The organism is Roseomonas sp. TF40 (genome assembly GCF_057219975.1).
In genome coordinates, this window is record NZ_JBXVVR010000006.1 from 1 (window position 1) to 22,992 (window position 22,992).

Below are 22,992 nucleotides of genomic sequence, written 5' to 3' on the forward strand. Positions count from 1 at the left end.
TGAAGAACCTGGCCCATAGCGCGTCCTTCCATGCCTGGGAAAAGACTGCACCATCAAACCCTGGGATCAAACACCTAGAAGCGCTCCGTCGGTGATGTAGTCCGGCGGCAGCGGCAGGGGGTTGGGGAGGGTCCGAAGAAGGCGCACACGCCTGAGGAGATCGTGGCGAAGCTCCGGCAGGCGGAGGTGCTGATCGGCCAAGGGAAGACGGTGGCCGAAGCGGTGCCGGCGATCGGGGTGACGGAACCGACCTACTACCGCTGGCGGACGGAGTTCGGCGGTCTGAAGCTGGACCAGGTGAAGCGGCTGAAGGGTCCGGAGCACTGCCCCGGACCAGCGGGAGAATGCGTGGCTTCGGAAGGCGGTGTCGGACCTGACGCTCGAGAAGGTCATTCGCAAGGACGGCGCGTCGGTAAAGGCGTGAGCCCTGCCCGACGATGGTATCTGTGAAATCCCGCAGCCCCGCCGGGTTGCGCAGCAGGAGTGACGGCGCGACCTTCACGACTGTCAGGACGATCGACACCGTGCCGATCGCCTTCGCCCTGCGCGTCCCGCCCGCCGTACCGGAGTTGCCGACCCTGCGGTGGCTCAGGCGATGATCTCGATATCCGCCGCCGTGATCTCCGGCCGCCCGGCGAACTGGATCATCATCACCGCGGCCGCGCCACCGCCGCCATCGGCATCGAACCACAGGCGCCCCGTATCCGTCTCATAGACGAATTGCGCGGTGCCGGCGGCCGAACTCGCCACGCCAGTCGTGTTGGCATCGAAATGGGCCGCTCCCAACGCCCCGGCGGTGAGCTCGCCGAAGCCGGCGGCGGCGAAGACCAGCCGATCCACCAGATGCTCGAAGCCGAGCACCTGGTCGCCGACGCCCTCCGCCACATCCGCCCAGCGAAAGCTGTCCGCAACACCCGCTGCACCTGTCAGGCGGTCCGCACCCGTGCCGCCGATCAGCGTGTCGCCGCCACCGCCGCCCGAGAGCTTGTCATTGCCCGCACCGCCTTCCAGCAGGTCCGCGCCCGTCTGGCCGTTCAGCACGTCGTTGCCCTCGCCGCCCTGCAGCGTGTCCGCGCCACCCGCGCCGTTCAGCGTGTCGTTGCCGGCAAGACCGATGAAGAGATTGTCGCCGGTATTGCCCAACAGGAGGTTCGCCCCCCCATTGCCCGTGCCGGTCAGGTTGGCGCTGCCGAGCAGGCGCAGGATCTCGACCTCCGCCGCCAGGGTCTGGGAGAGGGTGGCCCGTACCTCGTCACGCGTGCCTTCGCCGACGGCTTCCACCACCACGTCGAGTGCATCGCGGATGAAGTAGATGTCGTCATTCGCCCCGCCGACCAGGCTGTCCGCCGCACCGGTACCGCCATCGAGGGTATCGGCACCAACGCCGCCCAGCAGCGTATCGGCGCCCTCGCCACCATTCAGCACATCCGCGCCGCCAAGGCCTGAAAGGAGGTTGGCGGCAGCATTGCCCTCGATGGTGTTGCCACCCTCGCTGCCCGTGCCGTTCACGGCGCCCGCCAGCATCACCAGAACCTCGAAGCCATTGGCAAGGGTGAAGCTGACGCTGGTGCGCACCGTGTCGCGGCCATCGCCACCGGTTTCGTTCACCACATCGTCCACGGCATCGACGATGTAGACATCATTGCCGAACCCGCCGAACAGCCGGTCCGCGCCGGTGCCGCCATCGAGCGTGTCTGCGCCCTCGCCGCCCAGCAGGCGGTCATTCTCACTCCCGCCCTGCAGCAGGTCCGCGTTCGCATCACCTTCCAGCGTGTCGGCGCCCGCAAGGCCCTGGAGCGTATCGGCCAGCGCGCTGCCGAGGAGAGTGTTCGCCCCCCCATTGCCGGTGCCGCGCGCCGAGGCGGTCAGGCGCAATACCTCGATCTCAGCCGCAAGGGTGAAGGAAACGGCCGATTGCACCGTATCCGCCCCGCCACCGGGCGACTCCACAAGCACATCGCCGGCATCGACGATGTAGAGATCGTTGCCCGCGCCACCCACCAGCGTATCCGCGCCATCGCCCCCGTTGAGCGTATCCGCCCCGTTCATTCCGTCGAGCCGGTTGGCCGCGCCATTGCCGGTCAGGGCGTTGTCGGCAGCATTGCCGGTGCCATGGATCGCGGCATTGCCCAGCAGTTCCAGCGCTTCAAGGCCATCGGCCAGCGTCCAGGTAACGAAGCTGCCGACGGTGTCGATGCCGCTCACGGATTCATTGAGCAAGTCGTCGAGAGAATCGACAACGTAGCGGTCATTGCCGGCGCCGCCGACCATCAGATCCGCGCCGGTCCCGCCATCGAGCGTGTCCGCGCCGTCGCCGCCCTGCAGGACATCGTTGTCGGCGCCGCCCTCGAGCACGTCATTGCCGGCACCGCCGTCCAGAGCATCCTCGCCGCCCTGGCCGCGCAGGAGATCGTCGTCCTGCTCGCCCTGCAGCGTGTCACCGGCCTCGGAGCCGAGGATCGTGTCGTTGCCTTCGTCGCCCTCGAAATTGCCGCCTATGCTGTCGTTCAGGCCATTGCCGGTGGCAACGATGCTGTCCGCGCCTGCCCCGCCCCGCACATGGAGGATGTCGAAGACCTGCGCGCCGGTATTGGCGGCGATGATCGTGTCGTCGCCGGCATCGCCGTAGATCCAGGCGCCATTGCCGGAATCCTGCAGCAGGTCGTTGCCATCGCCGCCTTCCAGCAGGTCGTGGCCGGTGCCGCCCTGCAGCGTGTCGGCACCGCCGAAGCCCTGCAGCGTATCGCCGCCGGCCCCGCCATCGAGCGCGTTGTCCCCACCATTGCCGAGCAGGGTCTGGAAGAATTCATTGCCGGTCAGCGCCTGGTTGCCCGCGCCAATGGCCTCGAGCACCTCCACCTCCTGCCCCACGCCAAGGGCAAAACTGGCGGCGGTGGATTGCACCCGGTCCTGCCCGCCGGCCATGGCCTCGATCACCACATCGGCCGCGTCATCGACCTTCAGCAGGTCATTACCAGCGCCGCCGTCGAGCGTATCGGCGCCAGCACCGCCATCGAGCGTATCCGCACCACCGAGGCCCTGGACGCCATCATTCCCGGCACCGCCGTCCAGCGCATTTCGCCCGTCATTGCCGGAGATGGTCTGATCGAACTCGTTGCCCGCCAAGGCGTCGTCCCCGGTACCCCGGAGGGCAAGCACCTCCACCTCCTGGCCGGCTGCCAGGATGAAACTGGCGGCGCTGGAGGACACGGTGTCCCGACCGCCGCCAGCGTCTTCGCTCACCAGATCCGCCGCGTCATCGACGATGTAGTAGTCATCACCCGCGCCGCCGACGAGAAAATCGGTGCCAGACCCACCATCCAGCGTATCCGCGCCCAGGCCGCTCCGCAGGGTATCGCTCCCGGCATCGCCATCGAACGCGTTGTTCCCGTCATTGCCGATCAGGGTCTGCGCGAACTCGTTGCCCCTGAGCCCTTGGTGTCCGGCACCGCGGAGTTCGAGGACCTCCACCTCCTGCCCCGCAGCCAGAGCGAAGCTGAGGGCGCTGGAGGACACCGTATCGCGTCCTCCACCCACGGATTCGATCACCGCATCGGCCGCGTCATTCACCACCAGAAGGTCGTCATCCGCACCGCCCAGCAGCGTATCGGCACCCGCGCCGCCATCCAGCGTATCCGCGCCCGCCAGGCCGCTGAGCCGATTCGCGCTGGCATTGCCGATGATCTCGTTGGCATCGTCATTGCCGGTGCCTTCATTCGCCGCGCCCAGCAGGTGCAGGGCTTCGAAGCCGGCGGCAAGCGTCCAATCGATGCTTGAGGCCACCGTATCCCGCCCGTCGCCCCCGGATTCGCTCAACACATCGGCAAGCGAATCCACGACGTAGCGGTCATTGCCGAGGCCGCCGGACAGGCTGTCATTGCCCGTCCCACCATCGAGTGTGTCGTCGCCCTGATTGCCCTGGAGCGTATCGGCCCCTGCACCACCGTCGAGGGCATTGTTGCCGCCATTGCCGATGAGGATCTGGGCGAACTCATTGCCGGCCAGGGCACCATTACCCGCCCCGCGCAGCTCCAGGACCTCAACCTCCTGCCCTGCGCCCAGGGTGAAGCTGGCAGCGGTAGAGTACACAGTGTCCCGCCCGCCGGCAGCAGCCTCGACCACAACATCGGCCGCATCATCGACCAGGAAGAGGTCATCATCGCCGCCGCCGGTCAGCGTATCCGCCCCCGCGCCGCCATCGAGCGTATCCGCGCCGGCAAGGCCGCTGAGCCGATTTGCGGCGCCATTGCCGGTGATGGCATTGGCGACTGCATTGCCGGTGCCCTGGATCGCCCCAGCCCCCAGCAATTCCAGCGCCTCGAAGCCGGTGGCGAGCGTCCAGGTAACGGAGGAAGCGACGGTGTCCCGCCCGCCATCCTCGCCGCCGAGCACATCGCCGAGCGCATTCACCACATAGCGGTCATCGCCGATGCCGCCCCAGAGGATGTCATTGCCGGCGCCACCATCCAGCGTGTCGTTGCCCGCATCGCCCTGGATGTAGTCATCGCCGCCATTGCCCGACAGGCTGTCGTCATTGTTGCCGCCATACAGATTGTCGCCGGCCTCGGAACCGCTGATCGTGTCGTTGCCGGACTCGCCATAGAGGTTGGCGCCGGAGCCACCCGTCAGGCCCGCGCCGGTCGCGACGATACTGTCGGCGCCCTCGCCACCATAGGCATAGACGTAATTGACCAGGGCGCCTGCATTGGTCGCGTTGATCGTGTCGTCGCCGGAATCCCCGAAAAGCGAGCCGCCATTGCCGGAATCGCGCAGCAGGTCGTTGCCGCTGCCGCCCGACACGTAATCATCGCTCCCACCGCCATCGAGCGTGTCATCGCCAGCGCCACCAAAGATCTGGTCATAGGCCCCGCCGCCGACGATGCTGTCCGCCAGACCCGTACCGGTGATGTAGAAAGCTTCGATGTTCACCAGCGACCCGCCACCGGGCAGCAGCGACACGGCAGCCGGAACCGCGAGCGAGAGAGTCGCGGCCTGGGCCGCGCCGCTCAGGTCGAGCCTGGCCGTGTCCGTGCCCGCCCCGCCATCGAAGAAATCGGCACCATCGCCGAACAGGGTATCGTCACCCGCGTCGCCATTCAGCGTGTCAGTGCCTGCCTGGCCATAGAGAGTATCGTCCCCCGCGCCGCCCCGAAGCGTATCGTTCCCGTTCCCGCCCTCCAGCGCGTCATCGCCACCATTGCCCGACAGGCTGTCGTCATTGTTGCCGCCATACAGATTGTCGCCGGCCTCGGAGCCGCTGATCGTGTCGTTGCCGGACTCGCCATAGAGGTTGGCGCCGTAGCCACCCGTCAGGCCCGCGCCGGTCGCGACGATACTGTCGGCGCCCTCGCCACCATAGGCATAGACGTAATTGACCAGGGCACCCGCATTGGTCGCGTTGATCGTGTCGTCGCCGGCATCGCCGTAAAGCGAGCCGCCATTGCCGGAATCGCGCAGCAGGTCGTTGCCGCTGCCGCCATACACGTAATCATCGCTCCCACCGCCATCGAGCGTGTCATCGCCAGCGCCACCAATGATCTGGTCATGGGCCCCGCCGCCGACGATGCTGTCCGCCAGACCCGTGCCAGTGATGACGAATGCTTCGATGTTCACCAGCGACCCGCCACCGGGCAGCAGCGACACGGCAGCCGGGACCGCGAGCGAGAGAGTCGCGGCCTGGGCCGCGCCGCTCAGGTCGAGCCTGGCCGTGTCCGTGCCCGCCCCGCCATCGAAGAAATCGGCACCATCGCCGAACAGGGTATCGTCACCCGCGTCGCCATTCAGCCGGTCGGCGCCGAGCCCGCCAGTTATATTGTCGTCGCCCGCGCCACCATTCAGCGTATCGCTGCCATCGTCGCCCTGGATGGCATCATTTCCGCCATTGCCAGACAGCCGGTCGTCACCGACGCCACCAATCAGGGCATCTGCTGCCTCGGAACCGCTGATCGTGTCGTTGCCGGCGTCGCCGTAGAGGTTGGCACCGTAGAATCCATCCAGCCCATTGCCGGTCGCGACGATACTGTCGGCACCGTCGCCGCCGAAGGCATAAAGGTAATTGCTGACGAAGGCGCCGGAATTCGCGGCGCTGATCGTGTCATTGCCGTCCTCGCCCAGCAGATAGGCGCCATTGCCGCTGTCGAGCAGCACATCATGGCCGCTTCCGCCGAAAATTTGGTCATAGCCCGCGCCGCCGGAAAGCGAATCGGCACCGCCGCGGCCATAGATCAGGTCATCGCCGCCATTGCCCGCGAGGGTATCCGCACCGGTATCCAGATTGGGGCTTCCGTTCGGCGCGCCGTCGATGTTGTCCGCACCGCCGGTGCCGGCATAGGTGTCGTTCCCAACAGTTCCGAAAAAATTCGCCATGACACCCCCCGGACGATGCTCCCCAATCAACCGATATCACGACGAGGAACGATCCAGACAGTCAAGGGCTGACCGTCAGCACCAAGAATGCCGCAGGTCTCGGATTCACGAATGCGTGATCATTGGCGGTAGGAGGGGATGGTAGCGGCGAGCGGACTTGAACCGCTGACCCCGGCATTATGAGTGCCGTGCTCTAACCAGCTGAGCTACGCCGCCCCGGGGTCGCGCTACTAGGCCGCGGCCCCTTCGCTGTCAACGCCTGCACGGCGCAGGAAGCCACCGCCCAGCACGCGATCACCCCGATAGACCACGCAAGCCTGGCCTGGGGCGGCGATGTTGGGCTCCTCAAGCTCTACATGCAGCAGGCCCGCAGCCGCGTCGAAGCGCAGCGTGGCCGCGCGCGGCGCCTCACGCCCGCGCAGCTTCACCTGCGCCGCGAAGGGGACCTCGGGCGGATCGATCAGCCAGTTCACCTCGCCCGCCACAACGTGCGTCTGCGGCAGCGCCGCGCGCGGGCCGACCACGATGCGTCGGCGCGGGGCATCGAGGGCGGCGACGTAGAGACGTTCCTCCGCGCCGCCAATGCCCAGGCCCCGGCCCTGCCCCACCGTGTAGCGCCCGATGCCCTGGTGCTGGCCCAGCACGCGGCCAGCGAGGTCCACGATCTCCCCCGGCTCGGCCGTCTCGGGGCGCAGCTTCGCCACCACCTGGTCGTAGCGCCCGGCGGGGACGAAGCAGATGTCCTGGCTGTCGGGCTTGTCCGCCACCGCAAGGCCGAGGCGTGCCGCCACGGCGCGCACCGCGGCCTTGTCGGGGTAGTCCCCCAACGGGAAGCGGCAGAAGGCGAGCTGGTCGCGCGTGGTGGCAAACAGGAAATAGGACTGGTCGCGCGCGGGATCGGCGGCGCGGTGCAGCTCCGGCCCGTCCGGTCCCTCGACACGGCGCACGTAATGGCCGGTGGCCAGGGCCTCGCAGCCGAGATCGCGGGCAAGGCCGAGCAGGTCCTGGAACTTCACGCTCTGATTGCAGCGCACGCAGGGGATCGGCGTCTCGCCGCGCGCATAGGTATCGGCGAAATCGGCGATCACGGCGTCGCGGAAACGCTGCTCGCGATCCAGCACATAATGCGGGATGTCGAGCGTATCGGCCACGCGGCGAGCATCGTGGATGTCCTGCCCGGCGCAGCAGGCGCCCTTCTTCTGCACGGCGGCGCCGTGGTCGTAGAGCTGCAGCGTGGCGCCGATCACCTCATGCCCTTCGGCCTTGAGCAGCCCGGCGACAACGGAGGAATCGACGCCCCCCGACATGGCGACCAGCACCCTCATGCGGCACGCAGCCCCATGGCCCAGAAATCCGCCTCGAGCTGCGCCGCCTTGGCGAAATCGGCGGCGAGCGCGGGCAGGCGCGCCCCCCCGCCATGGCTCTCGCCCAGCGCATCGAGCCGCGCGGCCGCCCCCGCCGCCAGCGCCTGGTATTCGGCGGAGGCATACATGGCGATCCAGCTCTCATAGGGGTTGCTGGCGCGGTTGCGCGTCGGGCTGGCCTCGATCAGCAGCGCGATCTCGCCATAGCCGACCGTGCAGGGCGCAAGCGCCACTTCGAGGTCGAGGATATCCCCCGCGATGCCGCGATCGAGCACCCAGCGCGTATAGGCCACCGTCTCGGGCGCCTCGGGCTCGGCCAGGATGGCGGCCTCGGGCAGGCCCCATTCGGCGCAATAGGCGAGGTGCATGGTCGTCTCATGCAGCAGGCCGGAGATCGCCTCGATCTTCGCGCGGAAGGCGGAAAAACTCTCCGCCTTGTAGGCGGCGAGCGCGAAGGCCCGGGCGAACTGCACCAGGAACAGGTAGTCCTGCACCAGATAGCGCCGGAAGGCGGCCGCCGGCAGCGTGCCATCCGCCAGCCCCTGCACGAAGGGGTGCCAGGTATAGGCGCGCCAGGCTGGCGCGCCGGCCGCGCGCAGCCGGCGATACAGCCCGCCCTCGGCGCCGTAGGCGTTCACCCGCCGGCGTTGCGCGTGCCGGAGGGCAGCTTCACCACCAGCCCGTCCAGCTTGTCGGTCATGATGATCTGGCAGCCGAGCCGCGAGGTCTCCTGCAGGTCGAAGGCGAGGTCGAGCATGTCTTCCTCATCCTCGGTCGCGGTGGCGAGCCTGCCGTACCAGTCGCTATCCACGATCACATGGCAGGTCGAGCAGGCGAGCGAACCCTCGCACGCGCCTTCGATGTCCACGCCATGCTTGTGCGCGATCTCCAGCACCGAGAGGCCGAGCGGCGCGTCCACTTCCTTATGCGTGCCGTCACGCTCGATGAAGGTCATCTTCGGCATCGGAAACCCTACTCCGCCACGCCTGCCGCCAGGGGCGAGGCATCTGTTGTCGAGGAAAGCGCGGCCCGCCAAGCCCGCGCGAGCGCGGCCGCGGCGAGGTCCACATCGGCGGGGGAGGTAAAGCGGCCGATCCCGATGCGCAAGGTGGCGCGTGCCAGGGAATCCGGCAGGCCGAGCGCGCGGAGCACGTGGCTGGGCTCGATCTCGGCCGAGGAACAGGCCGAGCCGGTGGAGACGCAGATCTCCGGCGCGCCCGCCATGATCGCCTGCGCGGTGACGCCCCCCGGAAAGCCGAGCGAGAGATTGCCCGAAACCCGCGCCGGCGACTCCGCATGCAGCACCAGCCCCGGCACGGCGGCCGAGAGGCTGGCCAGGAAGCGCGCGCGCTGGCCCGCGATGCGCGCGGCATCCAGCGCGCCCTCGGTTGCGGCGATCCGCGCGGCCTCGCCGATGCCCACGATCAGGGGCGCAGGCAGCGTGCCGGCGCGCAGGCCGCGCTCCTGCCCCCCGCCCGAGAAGAGGGGCGCGAGGCGCACCCGCGGCCGCCGGCGGATGTAGAGCGCGCCGATGCCCTTGGGCCCGTAGATCTTGTGGCCCGAGAGGGAGAGCAGATCCGCGCGGATCGCCTGCACGTCGAGGCCGATGCGCCCCGCCGCCTGCGCCGCATCGGAGTGGAACAGCGCGCCGTGGCGCTTCACGATCGCCCCGATCGCAGCCAGGTCCTGCACCACGCCGATCTCGTTGTTCACCGCCATGACGGAGACGAGCAGCGTGGGCGCGGCCGCGAGCGTGGCCTCCAGCAGGTCGAGCTCGAGCAGCCCATCGGCACGCACCGGCAGGATCACCGGCGCGAAGCCCTCGGCCTCCAGGTCGCGCACACTCTCGAGCACGCATTTATGCTCGGTGGCGAGCGTGACCACCTGCCGGCGCTCGGTCCCCTGGACGGCGGCGAAGCGCGCGGCCCCCTTGATGGCGAGGTTGTTCGATTCGGTGGCACCGGAGGTGAAGATGACCTCGGTGGAATCGGCGCCGATCAGCGCGGCGACATGGGCGCGCGCTTCCTCCACCGCGGCCTCGGCGGCGCGGCCCATCTGGTGCTCGACGCTGCCGGGATTGGCGAAATTCGCCTCCCACCAAGGGCGCATCGCCGCCAGCACGCGGGGATCGACCGGCGTGGTGGCGTGGTTGTCGAGGTAGATGGGGCGGTTCGGCAGGCTCATGGCGCCCCCAATGTGGGGGTTCAGGCCGCGAGAGGCGAGAGCCGGTCGCGCATGGCTGTCCAGGCGGCGAGGAAGCGCGCCGGCGTCTCCTCGGCCGCGTCCCAGGGCAGCGAGACACGGATGCCGCAGGCCGCATCGGCCCCAAGCCCCATCGCAGTCAGCACCGGGCTTGCCGCCACCCGGCCCGAGGAACAGGCCGCGCCCGCCGAGACCTGCACGCCCGCAAGGTCGAGCGCGATGACCTGCGTCTCGGCCTTCACCCCGGGCAGGATGAGCAGGCTGGTATTGGGCAGGCGCGGCGCGCCGGCGCCGGCGATCACCGCCCCCCGCGCCCCGGCCTCGATGGCATCGCGGAGCGTCGCCAGGCGCTGCGCGGCCTCGGGCGTCGCGGCCTCGGCGGCGGCGGCCATGCCGGCGATGGCGGGCAGCGGCTCGGTGCCGCCGCGCCAGCCGCGCTCCTGCCCCCCGCCGGCGATCAGCGGCGCGGGTGCGAGGCTGGCGCGGAGCAGCAAGGCCCCTGCCCCCTTCGGCCCGCCGAGCTTGTGGCCCGAAATCGCCAGGCTGTCCGCGCCGAGCTCGCGCAGCGACAGCACCAACCGCCCTGCCGCCTGCACGGCATCGACATGCAGCGCCGCGCCCTGCGCGCGGCACAGGGCGGCGATCTCCGCCAGCGGGTGCAGCACGCCGGTCTCGTTGTTGGCCGCCATGACGCAGACCAGCGCCGGGCCGCCCGCCGCCAGCGCGGCCGCCAGGGCCTCGAGGTCGAGCGTGCCGTCGCGGCGCACCGGCAGCACCGCGGCGCCCGGCGTCGCCGCGACCACGGCCGGGTGCTCCGTGGCCCCGCGCAGCAGGCGGCGCCCCTGGCCGAGGGCGCCGATGGCCAGCGCATTCGCCTCCGTCCCGCCCGAGGTCAGCACCACATCCTGGGGGTTGGCGCCGAAGCGCGCAGCCAGCACCTCCCGCGCCGATTCCAGCACGCGCCGCGCGGCGCGCCCGGCGGCGTGGACGGAACTCGGGTTGCCCGGCAATGCCATGGCCGCGAGCACAGCCGCCCTGGCCTCCGGCCGCAGCGGCTCGGTGGCGTTGGCATCGAGGTAGAGGGGCATGGCCGCTACTGCGCGGCCTCGGCGGTGCGGAAGCCGGGGTCGGCGGTGCGCGGCGCCTGGGCGCGGCCCAGCACGCGGCCCTGGATCACATCGGCCAGGGTCATCGCCGCCAGGAACAGCCGGATCTGGTCCCCGAGCTCGGCCCAGAGGTCATGCGTCAGGCAGCGCTGCCCGGCGAGGCAGCCGGGCCCGCCCTCCTCGCAGCGCGTGGCCTGGATGGGCTCGTCCACCGCCTCGACGATCTCGGCGATCGAGATCTCGCGCGGCGAACGGCCGAGGCGATAGCCGCCCCCCGGCCCGCGGGTGGAGGCCACCAGCCCGGCGCGGCGGAGCGGGCCGAAAAGCTGCTCGAGATAGGCCAGGGAGAGCATCTGCGCCTGCGCGATCTCGGCCAGGCTGACCTGGAGGCGGCTGACGCCCTCGGAATCGGAGCGTTCGCGCGCGGCGAGCTCCACCATCGCCATGACGGCGTAGCGCCCTCTGGTGGAAAGTCTCATGGCGCCCTCCCGCCCTGCGTGCATTCACGGAACATGAACCCGCCTCTGCGCGTAGTCTGAGCACATCCGGGGGGAGGAATCACCTCGCCATGCCAGTTCAGACGCAGGAACATACGGGCCATGCCATGAATCCGATATGAAACCTGCCACCCGATCCCCTATATAGCCAGTGCTCAGGGGGCTCGGGAGCCCGCCCCGGAGTGACCTTGGGCGCGGACCACCCCGCACCCATCTGACACATGAGCCGATTTCGGCGGGCGGCAAGCGCCTGCCACCGCTGGAAGGTTATTGTTGCCGTCCTTTCCCGTCAACGCGGGCCAGGGCGGCGGAAAAGACTGCTGCGTCCCAAGGCGCGCCGAGCCCGGCGCCCGTGGTTCCCCAAACAGGGTCGAGGCCGCGCTGCCGCGCGCGGGCCTTGGCCCAAGGTGCGTGGTGCCTGCGTCGGGGCTCGCCCCGAGGCGCCATGCCCGCAACCGAGACTGGATCGAGACCGCGATGCCTGAAGTCATGTTCGCCGGGCCGGATGGCCGCCTCGAAGGTCGCTACCACCATGCCAAGCAGCAGCACGCGCCGGTGGCGCTGATCCTGCACCCGCATCCGCTGCATGGCGGCACCATGAACAACCGCGTGGTGCATGTGCTCTACCAGCGCTTCCAGGCGATGGGCTTCTCCACGCTGCGCTTCAATTTCCGCGGCGTCGGCCGCAGCCAGGGCCGCTATGATGGCGGCATCGGCGAGATCTCGGACGCCGCGGCGGCGCTCGATTTCCTCCAGGCGGTCAACCCGGCGGCCTCCTCGCTCTGGGTCGCGGGCTATTCCTTCGGCGCCTATGTCGGCATGCAGCTGCTGATGCGCCGGCCGGAGATGGGCGGCTTCGTCAGCATCAGCGCCCCGGCCAGCCATTATGATTTCGGCTTCCTTGCCCCCTGCCCCTGCAACGGCCTGATGCTGCACGGCGCGGATGACGAGCTCGTGCCCGAGAACAGCGTGCGCAAGCTGGTGGACAAGCTGAACACCCAGAAGGGCATCGCTATCGACTACCGCGTGATGCCCGGCGCCAGCCACATCTTCACGCCCCCCCAGGCCGAGGCCGTGGCCGATGCGGCCGAGGACCACGTCATGGGCGTGCTCAACCGCAGCCGCATGGCGCTCGCGGCGGACTGAACGTCCGCCGCGAGGTTTTTGTTTGCCCTCAGACGGCGGGCGGGCGCATCCGCGCCCTTGCCTTTCGCGCCGACGCTCTGGTGCGCGGGTCGGAGACCCTCTCTGCGCGCGGGCGCCCGTTCGGGCGCCGGACAGGGACATGTGGGCGGCGCTGCTACAGCAGCGGCCCCACCATCCGCCCGCCCCGCAGCGGCGCCGCCACGCCCGTCGTGCCCGGGAAGGTCAGCGGCAATCCTGCCCAGACGCGGGCCGCCAGCACGCCGAAGGCCTGCGCCTCCAGCGCATCCCCGTTCCAGCCCACCACCTCGACCGGCCGCACCGGCTCGCTGAGCGCGGCTGACAGGGCGCGCATCAGCGCCGGGTTGCGCCGCCCGCCGCCGCCGACCAGCCATTGCACGGGCGGCTCGGGAAAGTGCCGCGCCGCCGCGGCCACGCAGACCGCACAGAAGGCCACCAGCGTCGCCGCGCCAGCGGCCGGGTTGAGCCGCGCCGCCCCGGCCTCCCGCAGCGCCCGGTCGAAATCCAGCCGGTCAAGCGATTTCGGCGGCGGCGCCGCCAGCCAGGGCTCGCCCAGCAGCCGCGCCAGCACCCCGCCATCCGCTTGCCCCGCCAGGGCGAGCTTGCCGTCGCGGTCATAGGGCTCGCCCGTGGCATTGCGCGCCCAATCATCCAGCGGGCCATTCGCCGGCCCGGTATCGAAGGCGAGCAGGCTGCCATCCGCCCCGATCCAGGTGACATTGCCCACCCCACCCAGATTCAGCACGGCGAGCGGCTTGGGCAGGTCGCGCGCCATCGCGGCATGCACCACCGGCACCAGCGGCGCCCCCTGCCCGCCTGCCGCGACATCGGCGCTGCGGAAATCATAGGCGACGGAGAGCCCCGTCTCGCGCGCCAGACGCGCCGCATCGCCCACCTGCCAGGTGAAGCCGCTATTGGCGCGCGCCACGCCGCCCGCCGCCGCATGGAACAGATCCTGCGCCGGCGGCCGCGCCGGGCGGTGCAGGATGGTCTGGCCGTGGAAGCCCACCAGGTCGGCCTGCCAACCGATCGCCCGCACCGCCTCGATATGCCGCGTGGTCAGGCGCGCCACGCAATCGGCCAGGAAGGGATCGTCCTCCGCCAGGCTCGGCGCGCGGTCCAGCAGGATGCGCAGATCCCGCCGCAGCGCGGGCTCATAGGGCAGGGTCAGGCTCGGGCCGTAGCGCAGGATGCGCTCGCCATCCGTCTCCACCCAGGCGGCATCGACGCCGTCCAGCGAGGTTCCACTCATCAGGCCGATGGTTCGCAGCATTTGCCCAGCGTGCTACGCAACCGCGCCCACCGGAAGACCCTGATCCCCGAGCATGACCCAGACACGCGACTTTCTGAACGAGGCCCGCGCGCGCGGCTTCATCCACCAGGTGACCGAGCCCGACGCCTTCGCCGCGCGGCTGCGCGCCGGCCCGCTCTCCGGCTATATCGGCTTCGATGCAACGGCGGACAGCCTGCATGTCGGCTCGCTGGTGCAGATCATGCTGCTGCGCCTGCTGCAGCGCACCGGCCACCGCCCCGTGGTGCTGATGGGCGGCGGCACCACCAAGGTGGGCGACCCCTCCTTCCGCGACGAAGCCCGCCCGCTGCTGACCGATGCGCAGATCGAGGTGAACAAGGCCGGCATCCGCCGCGTCTTCGACAGCTTCCTGACCTTCGGCACGGGCCCCTCCGACGCCATCATGCTCGACAACGCGGAATGGCTGGACGCGCTGCACTACGTGCCCTTCCTGCGCGACATCGGCCGGCATTTCAGCGTGAACCGCATGCTGACCATGGACAGCGTGAAGCTGCGCCTGGATCGCGAGCAGAATCTCAGCTTCCTCGAATTCAACTACATGCTGCTGCAGGCCTACGACTTCCTCGAATTGAACCGGCGCGCGGGCGTGGCGTTGCAGATGGGCGGCTCCGACCAATGGGGCAACATCATCATGGGCACGGACCTCGTGCGCCGGGTGGATGGGAAGGAGGCCTTCGGGCTGACCACGCCGCTGATCACCACCGCCTCGGGGGCCAAGATGGGCAAGACCGCATCGGGCGCGGTCTGGCTGAATGCCGAGCGCGTCAGCCCCTATGACTACTGGCAGTTCTGGCGCAACACCGAGGACGCCGATGTGGGCCGCTTCCTCGGCCTGTTCACCGAATTGCCGATGGAAGAGGTGAGGCGCCTCGCGGCCTTGCAGGGGGCCGAGATCAACGAGGCCAAGAAGATCCTCGCCACCGAGGCCTGCGCCCTGCTGCATGGCCGTGCGGCCGCTGAGGCTTCGGCCGAGACGGCCCGCCGCGCCTTCGAACAGGGCGAGGCGGCGGCGACCCTGCCGAGCATCGCGGCCACCCTGCCCGCCGGCATCGTCGACCTGCTGGCCGAGGCGAAGTTCGTCGCCAGCAAGGGCGAAGCGCGCCGCCTCATCAAGCAGAACGGGGTACGGCTCAACGACGTGGCCGTGGCCGACGAGGCCGCGACGGTGACGGCGGCCGACCTGCGCGACGGCGCGGCGAAGCTCTCGCTCGGGCGCAAGCGGCATCTGCTGGTCCGCCCCGCCTGATGGGCCTCAGGGCGGGGCCGCCGCGCCCTGCCCCAGGCCGAAGATGCCGCGCAGGAAGCCGGGCGTGAGCGCGGCCAGCGGGTTCACGCTCACCTGCGGGTCATCGGCCGGCCCGTTCAGGCGGAAGGTGGCGGCGAACAGGCCGCCGCCGGCCTCGGGCGAGAAGATCCGCCCGATCAGCGGCAGATTGCCGAGCAGCGAATTGAAGAAATAGGCCGGCACGATCGTGCCCTCGATCGCCATGCGCCGGGTGCGCCGGTTCAGCGTGCCCTTCGCCGTCAGGCCCAAGGAGGGCGAGAAGGCGCGCGCTTCCGCCAGTGTCAGCACATCGGGCGTCAGGGTGAAGGGCGCGATGAGCTGGTTGAAGGACAGGCCCGGCCCCGAGAGCGCATCCACCAGCCCGTAGAGCGTCATCGCCTGCAACAGCTTGGCGAAGGCCGGCGCGCCGCGCACCGCGAAATCGCTCAGCTCCGCCTGGCCGGTGAGCGGCGCGCCGGGCCGGTTATGGGCGAAGGTGGCCGCCACGCTCAGCCGCCCGCCCTCGAGGTTGCGCAGCACGTCGAACTGGCCGAGCAGCGCGCCGGCATCCTCGGCGCTCACCCGCAGGCTGCGCCCGGCCCCGGCGGGCGCGATCACGGCCTCGAAGGGCCCGCGCGGGCCGGCCCGGCCGGTGATGCGCCCGGACCGCGCGACCCCTTGCGCGTCCAGCCGCAGATCCGCCGCCACCGCGGAGATCTCCCGCTGCGGGCCGAGCAGCACGCGATCGAACCGTGCCTCCAGCGCCAGGGGCGGCCCAGGATCGTCCTCGGCCGCCTGCGCCGGCGCCGCTTCTTCCGACAGGGTGCGGCGCAGGTCGAGCACCGCGCCGCGCAGCGCGATGCCCCAGGGCTCGCCTGGCCGTGCCGGGGGGCGGGCTTCGCCGGCGAAGCGGCTGGCATCGATGGCGCCCTCATTCACCGTCACGCGCGTCAGCCGCGCGCCGGGGGCGAAGGCGGCATTGCCGCGCAGCAGCAGGCTCGGCGCCTCGACGCGGAAGCTCTCCAGCGCCTCCAGCCGGTCGCGGTTCAGGCGCAGCACCAGCTCGGCGCCGGCATTCTGCCCGGCCGGCTTGTGCCAGCCGACCGGCGCCAGCGTCATGGCGCCCTCACGCAGATCGGCGCGGATGTTCACCCGGCCCACGCCGCTGCGCCGCCGCTCGCTGCGTATCTCAAGCCCGAGGGCGCCGCGCAGCACCTCCTCGCTCGCCAGGCCAAGCGCGGCCAGGGTGCGCGCATCGGTGCGGGCCGAGAGGCTCTCGCGCATCACCACCTGGCCCGGCGGGCCGGCGCGGAAGTCCATCTCCACGCCCACCCGGCCCGATATCTCGGCCAGCGTCGCGGTGCCGGTGGCGCGCAGCCCGTCATTGTCCACGCTGAGGTCGAACTGCCCGCGGCTGAGCGGGCGGCCCATCACCACATCGGCCAACCGGACCTCACGCAGCCGGGCCTGGGCACGGATCCGCAGCTGTTCCACCGGCAGGTCGGCCAGCAGCGGCAGGCCGATGCTGAGCTGCCCCTCCACCTGCCCCTGCGGGTTGGTGAGCGGCAGGGGCCGGCGCTCGAACAGCCGCAGGCGCGGGTGCTGCACCACCGCCAGCACTTCCGGCACGCCGCCCTGCAGCGTCAGGGCAAGGTCGAGCGCCTCGGGCGTCTCGCGCAGCAGGAAGCGCGCCGTGCCCTCGCGCACCTGTACGCCGCCCTGGCGGCCGCCGCCGATCTGCAGCGTGATCTCGGGCAGGGAGAAGCTGACCGTGCCCCGCGCCCCTTCGGCCGGCGGGATGGGGCGCAGCCAATGGACCTCCGCCGCCTCCACCTCCAGCGTGCCGGTGAGGTCGGTGACGCGCGCGCCCGAGAAATCCGGCCCCGCCTCCAGGCGCAGGCGCCACTGGCCGTTGCGTGCGATTCCAGCCGTGACATTCCCGGTGATCCAGGCCCGCGCGCCCTCCACCAGCCCCTCCGGCCAATGCCGCGCGAGGTCGGCGAGGGGCAGCCTGTCGAGTGCGAGGTCAAGGCTGCCCTGCCAGCCGGCCTCGCCACGCTCCGCTTCGGCTGTGCCGGTCAGGCGCGGCGCCTCGGGCCCGGCAAGACGAAGGGCGAAGCGGCCCACGCGCAGGGTCGTCGGGGTGAAGGTGGCCACCACCTCGCCCCCGGCCATCGGCAGCATGCGCCCCGCGCCCAGGCCGAGCTGCCCCGCGCCGAAGGCAAGCGTGGCCTCCGCCGCCACGGCCACGCCGGCCGCATCCAGCCGCAGGTCGAGATCGAGCCGGCTCGGCGCATCCAGGGCGGAGAGCGGGGCCAGTGCCGGCACGACGGCCGCCAGCGCGGCAGGCTGCAGTTCGGCCAGCGACAGGCGCAGCCGCGTCTCCGCCGGCGCGCCGGCCATCTGGCCGGCGATGGCGACGGGCAGGCGCTGGTCGCCGAGGCGCAACTGGCCCCGCCCCTGCACCGCCACCCCTCCGGCCGGCAGGCGCCGCAACTCCAGCGTCACCTCGGCCAGAACCCAGGTCATGCCCAGCGCCGCGTCCTGCACCCGGAGCTGCCCATCCTGGATGCGCAGCCGGGCGAGCGCGCCCAGCGGCGTGTCGTCGTTGGGCGCGCGCATCAGCTCGTCCAGCAGGTCCTGCAGCGGCGTCAGGCCCGGCGGGGCGGGCGTTGCGGTCTCGATCTGCACGGCCACGCGCCCCTCGCCATCGCGGTCGAGGCTGAGCAGGGGGCGTTGGAGTTCCAGCAGGCGCGGGGCGAATTCGCCGCGCAGAAGCCAGGGCAGCGAAAGCGAGATCGCGGCGTCGGGCAGTTCGGCCTGCATCGCCCCCGCCTCGCCGTGCAGCGTGACGGCGGAGAGGCGGATCTCGACCGGGGTGAGGTGCCCCTCCCGCCAGCCCTGCCAGGCGAGGCTGGCGCGGCCGATGGAGAGCCGCCCCGGCGCCGCTTCGGTATTGGCCTGCCGCTCGATCGCGCGGGCGAGGAATTCCAGCTCGATCGGCGCCTCGGCAAGCTTCCAGGCCAGGGCGCCAAGGCCGAGAAGCCCCAGCAGCAGCAGCGCCATCAGCGCCTGCGCCCAGCGGTGCAGCTCCCGCCCCACTTGACCGAGGGCCTGCCTCACCGCTTCCCTGCCGCGTCATGCCGAAGCCCCGCGCGCCGGCGCCCGCCGTGCCCCTCCGCGATCCCTCCCGCCTGCCCCGGCCCTTCGATGCCGAGGCGGTGCAGCGCCTTGCGGGCCGCTTCGCCGAGCGCGGCGCGGCCGAACGCGCCTTCGCGGCCAGCCCGGTGGGGGAGGCGCTGCTCGGCGCGCTGGGCGGGCACAGCCCCTATCTCTCGGACCTGGCGCTGCGGGAAAGCGCCACGCTGCTCCGCCTGGCGGAGCGCGGGCCCGACGCGGCCTTCGCCCTGGCGCTCGATCCGCTCAGCCGGGCGGACCCCACGGCGACGCGCGCGGGCGTGGCGGCGCTGCTGCGCCAGGCCAAGCGGCAGGCGGCGCTGATCGCGGCGGTGGCGGACCTCGCCGGCGTCTGGCCGCTCGATCGTGTCACGGGCGCGCTCTCCGACCTCGCGGATGCCTGCACCGACTATGCCAGCGCGCATCTGCTGCGCGAAGCGGAGGCACGGGGCGACCTGAAACTGGCCGGGGGGGCGGCGAAGCGCGACCCGAGGGCAACCGGCAAGGGTTCGGGCCTTGTCATCCTCGGGATGGGCAAGCTCGGCGGGCGTGAACTCAACTACTCGTCCGATATCGACCTCATGGTGCTCTACGACCCCGAGGCGGCAGCTTACGACGCCGACCGGGCCGGCGCCATATATGTCAGGCTGGCGCGCGAGCTGGTGCGGCTGTTGGAGGAACGCACCGAGGATGGCTACGTCTTCCGCACGGATCTGCGCCTGCGCCCGGATCCGGGGGCAACGCCGCTGGCGGTGAGCCTGCCGGCGGCGATCGTCTATTACGAAAGCATGGGCCAGAACTGGGAACGCGCGGCGATGATCAAGGCGCGCCCGGTGGCCGGTGACCGGGCCTTGGGCGAGAATTTCCTGCGCGAGATCCGCCCCTTCATCTGGCGTCGGCACCTCGATTTCGCCGCCGTGGCCGATATCCACTCGATCAAGCGCCAGATCCACGCGCATAAGGGCCACAAGGGCGCCAATGCCCAGGTGCAGGTGCTCGGCCATGACGTGAAGCTGGGCCGGGGCGGCATCCGCGAGATCGAGTTCACCACCCAGGTGCTGCAGCTGATCTGGGGCGGGCGCGACCCCGGGCTGCGCGACCCGACCACGCTGGGCGCGCTCGCCGCCCTGGCCGCCGCCGGCAAGATCGAGCGCCGCGCCGCCGCCGACCTCGCGGATTCCTACGTCTTCCTGCGGCAGGTGGAGCACCGCCTGCAGATGGTGGCGGATCGCCAGACCCACCGCCTGCCCGAGACGGCGGAGGAGCTGGCGCGCATCGGCTCCTTCCTCGGCCATGGGGGGGTGGAGGATTTCACCGCCGCGCTGATCGCCACCTTCACCCGGGTCGAGCGGCGCTATGCCGGGCTGTTCGAGGCCGCGCCCGATCTCTCCGCCGGGCAGGAGGTGGCGGGCAATCTGGTCTTCACCGGGGTGGAGGACGACCCCGGCACGCTCGAGACCCTGCGCCGGCTGGGCTTCGCCAACCCCTCCGCCATCGCCCATACCGTGCGCGGCTGGCACCATGGCCGCACGCGCGCCACGCGCAGCGAACGCGCCCGCGAATTGCTCACCCAGCTCATGCCCGCCCTGCTTGCCGCCTTCGGCCGGCAGCAGCAGCCCGATGCCGCGCTGCTGCGCTTCGATGCGGCGCTGGGGCGGATGCAGGCCGGCGTGCAGGCGCTGAGCACGCTGGCGCGCAACCCGGCGCTGATCGATCGGCTCGCCTTCGTGCTCTCCGCCGCGCCGCAGCTGGCCGACCATTTCGCGCGCAACGCCGCAGCACTCGATGGGCTGCTCGCCGGCGGCACGGCGGCCCCGGCGACGGAGCGCATGGCGTCCCTGCCCGCGCCGATGCTCGCCCTGGCGAAGGAGGCCCGCTTCTTCGAGGAAGCGCTGGAGGCCACGCGCCGGCTGGTGGTGGAGCGCAAATTCGAGATCGACGCCGCCGCGCTCGATGGCACCATCGATGCGGATACCGCCGGGCTGGCGCGCAGCGACCTGGCGGACGCCGCCATCGCCGCGCTGCTGCCGCGCCTTGCGCAGGACTTCGCCGAGCGCCACGGCAAGGTCGCGGGGGGCGCGATGGGGTTGATCGCGCTCGGCAAGCTCGGCGCGCGGGACATGCTGCCGGCCTCGGATCTCGACCTGATCCTGATCTACGACCACGCGCCGGGCGCCACGGAAAGCAAGGGCGGGCCCAAGCCCCTGCCCGCCAGCCAGTATTTCGCCCGCCTCGCCAACCAGATGGTCGGCGCGCTGACCGCGCCGGGCGCCGAGAGGCGGCTCTACGACGTGGACATGCGTCTGCGCCCCTCGGGCTCGAAGGGCCCGGTCGCGGTCTCGCTCGGCGCCTTCGCGCGCTATCACGCGGAAGAGGCCTGGACCTGGGAACGCATGGCGATGATGCGCGCGCGCTTCGTCGCCGGCACTTCGGCCGGGCTGAAGCGCGCGACGGAGGCCGCGATCCGCGCCGCGCAGACCCGCCCCGCCAACGCCGCCAAGGTGTTGTCCGATGCGGCGGCGATGCGCCAGCGCATGCTGCGCGACCTGCCCGCCGAGGGTCCCTGGGACGTGAAGCTGATGCCGGGCGGGCTGGTGGAGGTGGAATTCATCGCCCAGGCGCTGCAGGTGGCCCATGCGCATCGCCTGCCCGGCCTGCTGACGCCCACCACCCGGCACGCCCTGGCCGCCCTGGCCAAGGCCCGGCTGCTGGGGGCGGAGGAAGCGGCCGCGCTGATCAGCGCCGAGCGGCTGTGGCGCGGCATCCTCGCGCATCTGCGCCTGACCGTGGGCCGCTGGCAGGAAGAGGCCCTGCCGCCGCAGGTGGCGGGCGCGATGCTGGCGGCGGTGGCGCCGCTGCTGCCCGGCCCCGCGGTTGACCAGGCGGCGCTGCGCGCTCAGATGAACGCGGCCGCCGCCCGGGTGCGTGCCAGCTTCATCGCCCGGGTCGGTCCGCTCGACCAGCTCTAGCCGGAGATCGCCCGCCCCATGTCCAGTGCCCCCCTCGAGCCCGGCTCGCCGGCCCCCGCCTTCACCATGCCGGCCTCCGGCGGCCACACGGTCAGCCTCGACGGCCTGAAGGGAAAGCCCTTCCTGCTGTATTTCTACCCCAAGGCGGATACGCCCGGCTGCACCAAGCAGGCCTGCGGCATCCAGGAGGCCCTGCCCCAGCTCGGCAAGCTCAAGCTCACCGTCATCGGCGTCTCGCCCGACCCGATGAAGCCGATCGAGAAGTTCGCCGCCAAGTACAACCTCACCTTCCCGCTGGCCTCGGATGAGGACCACAAGGTGGCCGAGGCCTATGGGACCTGGGTCGAGAAGTCGATGTACGGCAAGACCTACATGGGCATGGAGCGCAGCAGCTTCCTGGTCGGCGCCGATGGGCGGATCGTGAAGATCTGGCGCAAGGTGAAGCCCGAGGCGCATGCGGCCGAGGTGCTGGCGGCGGCGGCTTCGCTCTGATGGCCGCAGCCGGGGAGACACCGCCCCCCGTCACCGAGGAAGCGATCACCTGGGCCTTCCGGCTGCTGATCGGGCGTGACCCCTTCAGCGCCGAGGAGGTCCAAGCCCACAAGCATTTCGCCGAGCTCGAGCATCTGCGCCTGGCTTTCGCCAACACGTGGGAGTTCCAGGACTTCTTCGACCGGCTGAGCTTCGGCCGGCCGCATTACCGCATGCCGCTGTTCCTGATGCGGCCGCCGGCGGACCCGGCGATTCCCTTCGCCTTCACCCCGCCGGACCTCGACAACCCGGTCAGCCAGATGCCCACCCAGGCGCAGTTCCGCGAGCCGGTCTATGCCGAGATCGTGCGCGAGATGCGCCTCAAGGCCGATGAGTCCCGCCGGCAATGGGAGATGGTCTGGGTCGTCTCGGTGCTGGCGACGGCGGGGCTGATCGGGCCGGGGCGGCGGATCCTCGGCCTCAATGTGGAGCGCCAGCGCCTGCCCGCGCTCTTCGCCTCCCGCGGGGTCGAGGTGATGGTGGCCGACCGCTTCGAACCGGAGGCCAATTTCGACCGCCGGCGCATGTTGCGCTCCAGCCAGCTCTTCCACCCGGAGATCGTGAACCTCGACGATTTCGAGCGGCTGGTCCGCTGGGAGATGCTGGATCTCGAGGCCCTGCCCCCGGCGCTGGAGGGGATGTTCGACGCGGTCTGGTCCACCGCCTTCATCGAGAAGCTGAGCCCGCGCGAGCGGGGGATCGCCGCGCTGAAGGGCACGCTCGCCTGCCTCAAGCCGGGCGGGCTCGCGGTGCACACGCTGGTGCTGAACATCGCGAGCAACCAGAACACGGTGAACAACGCCGAGCTTGTGGCGTTTCGCCGCCGGGACATCGAAACCCTGGCGCAGCAGCTGCGCGCCGAAGGGCACGGCGTCGAGACGCTGAACTTCCACCCCGGCCTTTCGCCCGAGGATGAGGAGATCTTCTCCGCCCCCGGCAGCAAGCCGCGCCCGAAATGGCGGCACGGCGTGCATGTGCTGACCTCCTTCGGCCTCGTCATCCGAAAGCGCGCGTGAGCCCCGACCGATCCGGCCCCCCGG

14 protein-coding genes, 1 tRNA gene and 1 pseudogene are annotated in these 22,992 nt (G+C 71.0%); 6 read left to right on the forward strand and 10 right to left on the reverse strand.

What is annotated here, in order from left to right; genetic code table 11:
- Window positions 1-159: 159 nt before the first annotated feature.
- A pseudogene (locus AC2D9U_RS16870) lies at window positions 160-438 on the forward strand (transposase); the annotation flags it as partial.
- Between the two features lie 150 nt (window positions 439-588).
- Here the strand turns inward: AC2D9U_RS16870 and AC2D9U_RS16875 are convergent.
- The 8 genes from AC2D9U_RS16875 to AC2D9U_RS16910 form a co-directional block, all read right to left on the reverse strand.
- A complete protein-coding gene (locus tag AC2D9U_RS16875) occupies window positions 589-6,366 on the reverse strand; it encodes a hypothetical protein (protein ID WP_484751211.1) in 5,778 nt (1,925 codons plus the stop codon).
- 139 nt (window positions 6,367-6,505) lie between these two features.
- A tRNA-Met gene (locus tag AC2D9U_RS16880) sits at window positions 6,506-6,582 on the reverse strand.
- 14 nt (window positions 6,583-6,596) lie between these two features.
- The gene (mnmA, locus tag AC2D9U_RS16885; RefSeq protein ID WP_484751213.1) at window positions 6,597-7,691 is read right to left on the reverse strand and encodes a tRNA 2-thiouridine(34) synthase MnmA; all 1,095 of its coding nucleotides are present in this window, start codon (window positions 7,689-7,691) and stop codon (window positions 6,597-6,599) included.
- Window positions 7,688-8,368, reverse strand: a complete 681-nt coding sequence (locus tag AC2D9U_RS16890; protein WP_484751214.1) for a TenA family protein — start codon at window positions 8,366-8,368, stop codon at window positions 7,688-7,690. Before AC2D9U_RS16890 ends, mnmA begins: the two co-directional genes overlap by 4 nt.
- The gene (locus AC2D9U_RS16895; protein WP_484751216.1) at window positions 8,365-8,694 is read right to left on the reverse strand and encodes a ferredoxin family 2Fe-2S iron-sulfur cluster binding protein; all 330 of its coding nucleotides are present in this window, start codon (window positions 8,692-8,694) and stop codon (window positions 8,365-8,367) included. Before AC2D9U_RS16895 ends, AC2D9U_RS16890 begins: the two co-directional genes overlap by 4 nt.
- An 8-nt stretch (window positions 8,695-8,702) precedes the next feature.
- A complete protein-coding gene (locus AC2D9U_RS16900) occupies window positions 8,703-9,914 on the reverse strand; it encodes a cysteine desulfurase family protein (protein ID WP_484751217.1) in 1,212 nt (403 codons plus the stop codon).
- A gap of 20 nt (window positions 9,915-9,934) precedes the next feature.
- A complete protein-coding gene (locus tag AC2D9U_RS16905; RefSeq protein ID WP_484751219.1) occupies window positions 9,935-11,020 on the reverse strand; it encodes a cysteine desulfurase family protein in 1,086 nt (361 codons plus the stop codon).
- Window positions 11,021-11,025: 5 nt separating this feature from the next.
- Complete coding sequence (locus tag AC2D9U_RS16910) at window positions 11,026-11,517, reverse strand: Rrf2 family transcriptional regulator (RefSeq protein WP_484751221.1); 492 nt, start codon at window positions 11,515-11,517, stop codon at window positions 11,026-11,028.
- Window positions 11,518-12,012: 495 nt separating this feature from the next.
- Here AC2D9U_RS16910 and AC2D9U_RS16915 point away from each other — a divergent pair, with 495 nt between their 5' ends.
- Window positions 12,013-12,681 carry an alpha/beta hydrolase gene (locus tag AC2D9U_RS16915; RefSeq protein WP_484751223.1) on the forward strand — a complete coding sequence of 223 codons (669 nt, stop codon included), beginning with the start codon at window positions 12,013-12,015 and terminating at the stop codon, window positions 12,679-12,681.
- 154 nt (window positions 12,682-12,835) lie between these two features.
- On the opposite strand, the gene AC2D9U_RS16920 is transcribed toward AC2D9U_RS16915, so the two are convergent.
- The gene (locus AC2D9U_RS16920) at window positions 12,836-13,969 is read right to left on the reverse strand and encodes an anhydro-N-acetylmuramic acid kinase (RefSeq protein WP_484751685.1); all 1,134 of its coding nucleotides are present in this window, start codon (window positions 13,967-13,969) and stop codon (window positions 12,836-12,838) included.
- A gap of 55 nt (window positions 13,970-14,024) precedes the next feature.
- On the opposite strand from AC2D9U_RS16920, the gene tyrS reads away from it, so the two are divergent.
- Window positions 14,025-15,257 carry a tyrosine--tRNA ligase gene (gene tyrS / locus AC2D9U_RS16925; RefSeq protein WP_484751225.1) on the forward strand — a complete coding sequence of 411 codons (1,233 nt, stop codon included), beginning with the start codon at window positions 14,025-14,027 and terminating at the stop codon, window positions 15,255-15,257.
- A gap of 6 nt (window positions 15,258-15,263) precedes the next feature.
- Here the strand turns inward: tyrS and AC2D9U_RS16930 are convergent, their stop codons facing one another.
- A complete protein-coding gene (locus AC2D9U_RS16930) occupies window positions 15,264-18,398 on the reverse strand; it encodes a DUF3971 domain-containing protein (RefSeq protein ID WP_484751227.1) in 3,135 nt (1,044 codons plus the stop codon).
- Between the two features lie 17 nt (window positions 18,399-18,415).
- On the opposite strand from AC2D9U_RS16930, the gene AC2D9U_RS16935 reads away from it, so the two are divergent.
- Genes AC2D9U_RS16935 through AC2D9U_RS16945 form a run of 3 tightly spaced genes read left to right on the forward strand, consistent with a single transcriptional unit; the run spans window position 18,416 to window position 22,968 of the window.
- Window positions 18,416-21,421 (forward strand): bifunctional [glutamine synthetase] adenylyltransferase/[glutamine synthetase]-adenylyl-L-tyrosine phosphorylase, encoded by a 3,006-nt coding sequence (locus tag AC2D9U_RS16935; RefSeq protein WP_484751229.1) that lies wholly within the window; start codon window positions 18,416-18,418, stop codon window positions 21,419-21,421.
- An 18-nt stretch (window positions 21,422-21,439) separates the two neighbouring features.
- On the forward strand, window positions 21,440-21,913 hold the full coding sequence (gene bcp / locus AC2D9U_RS16940) for a thioredoxin-dependent thiol peroxidase (RefSeq protein WP_484751231.1): 474 nt from the start codon (window positions 21,440-21,442) through the stop codon (window positions 21,911-21,913).
- Complete coding sequence (locus AC2D9U_RS16945; protein ID WP_484751233.1) at window positions 21,913-22,968, forward strand: class I SAM-dependent methyltransferase; 1,056 nt, start codon at window positions 21,913-21,915, stop codon at window positions 22,966-22,968. The genes bcp and AC2D9U_RS16945 overlap by 1 nt, the downstream gene beginning before the upstream one ends.
- The last annotated feature ends 24 nt before the right edge of the window (window positions 22,969-22,992 follow it).

Coding starts and splice junctions, on each gene's coding strand:
- AC2D9U_RS16875 (WP_484751211.1), bottom strand. CDS start 6,366: ATGGCGAATTTTTTCGGAACTGTTGGGAACGACACCTATGCCGGCACC.
- mnmA (WP_484751213.1), bottom strand. CDS start 7,691: ATGAGGGTGCTGGTCGCCATGTCGGGGGGCGTCGATTCCTCCGTTGTC.
- AC2D9U_RS16895 (WP_484751216.1), bottom strand. CDS start 8,694: ATGCCGAAGATGACCTTCATCGAGCGTGACGGCACGCATAAGGAAGTG.
- AC2D9U_RS16900 (WP_484751217.1), bottom strand. CDS start 9,914: ATGAGCCTGCCGAACCGCCCCATCTACCTCGACAACCACGCCACCACG.
- AC2D9U_RS16905 (WP_484751219.1), bottom strand. CDS start 11,020: ATGCCCCTCTACCTCGATGCCAACGCCACCGAGCCGCTGCGGCCGGAG.
- AC2D9U_RS16910 (WP_484751221.1), bottom strand. CDS start 11,517: ATGAGACTTTCCACCAGAGGGCGCTACGCCGTCATGGCGATGGTGGAG.
- AC2D9U_RS16915 (WP_484751223.1), top strand. CDS start 12,013: ATGCCTGAAGTCATGTTCGCCGGGCCGGATGGCCGCCTCGAAGGTCGC.
- tyrS (WP_484751225.1), top strand. CDS start 14,025: ATGACCCAGACACGCGACTTTCTGAACGAGGCCCGCGCGCGCGGCTTC.
- AC2D9U_RS16935 (WP_484751229.1), top strand. CDS start 18,416: ATGCCGAAGCCCCGCGCGCCGGCGCCCGCCGTGCCCCTCCGCGATCCC.
- bcp (WP_484751231.1), top strand. CDS start 21,440: ATGTCCAGTGCCCCCCTCGAGCCCGGCTCGCCGGCCCCCGCCTTCACC.
- AC2D9U_RS16945 (WP_484751233.1), top strand. CDS start 21,913: ATGGCCGCAGCCGGGGAGACACCGCCCCCCGTCACCGAGGAAGCGATC.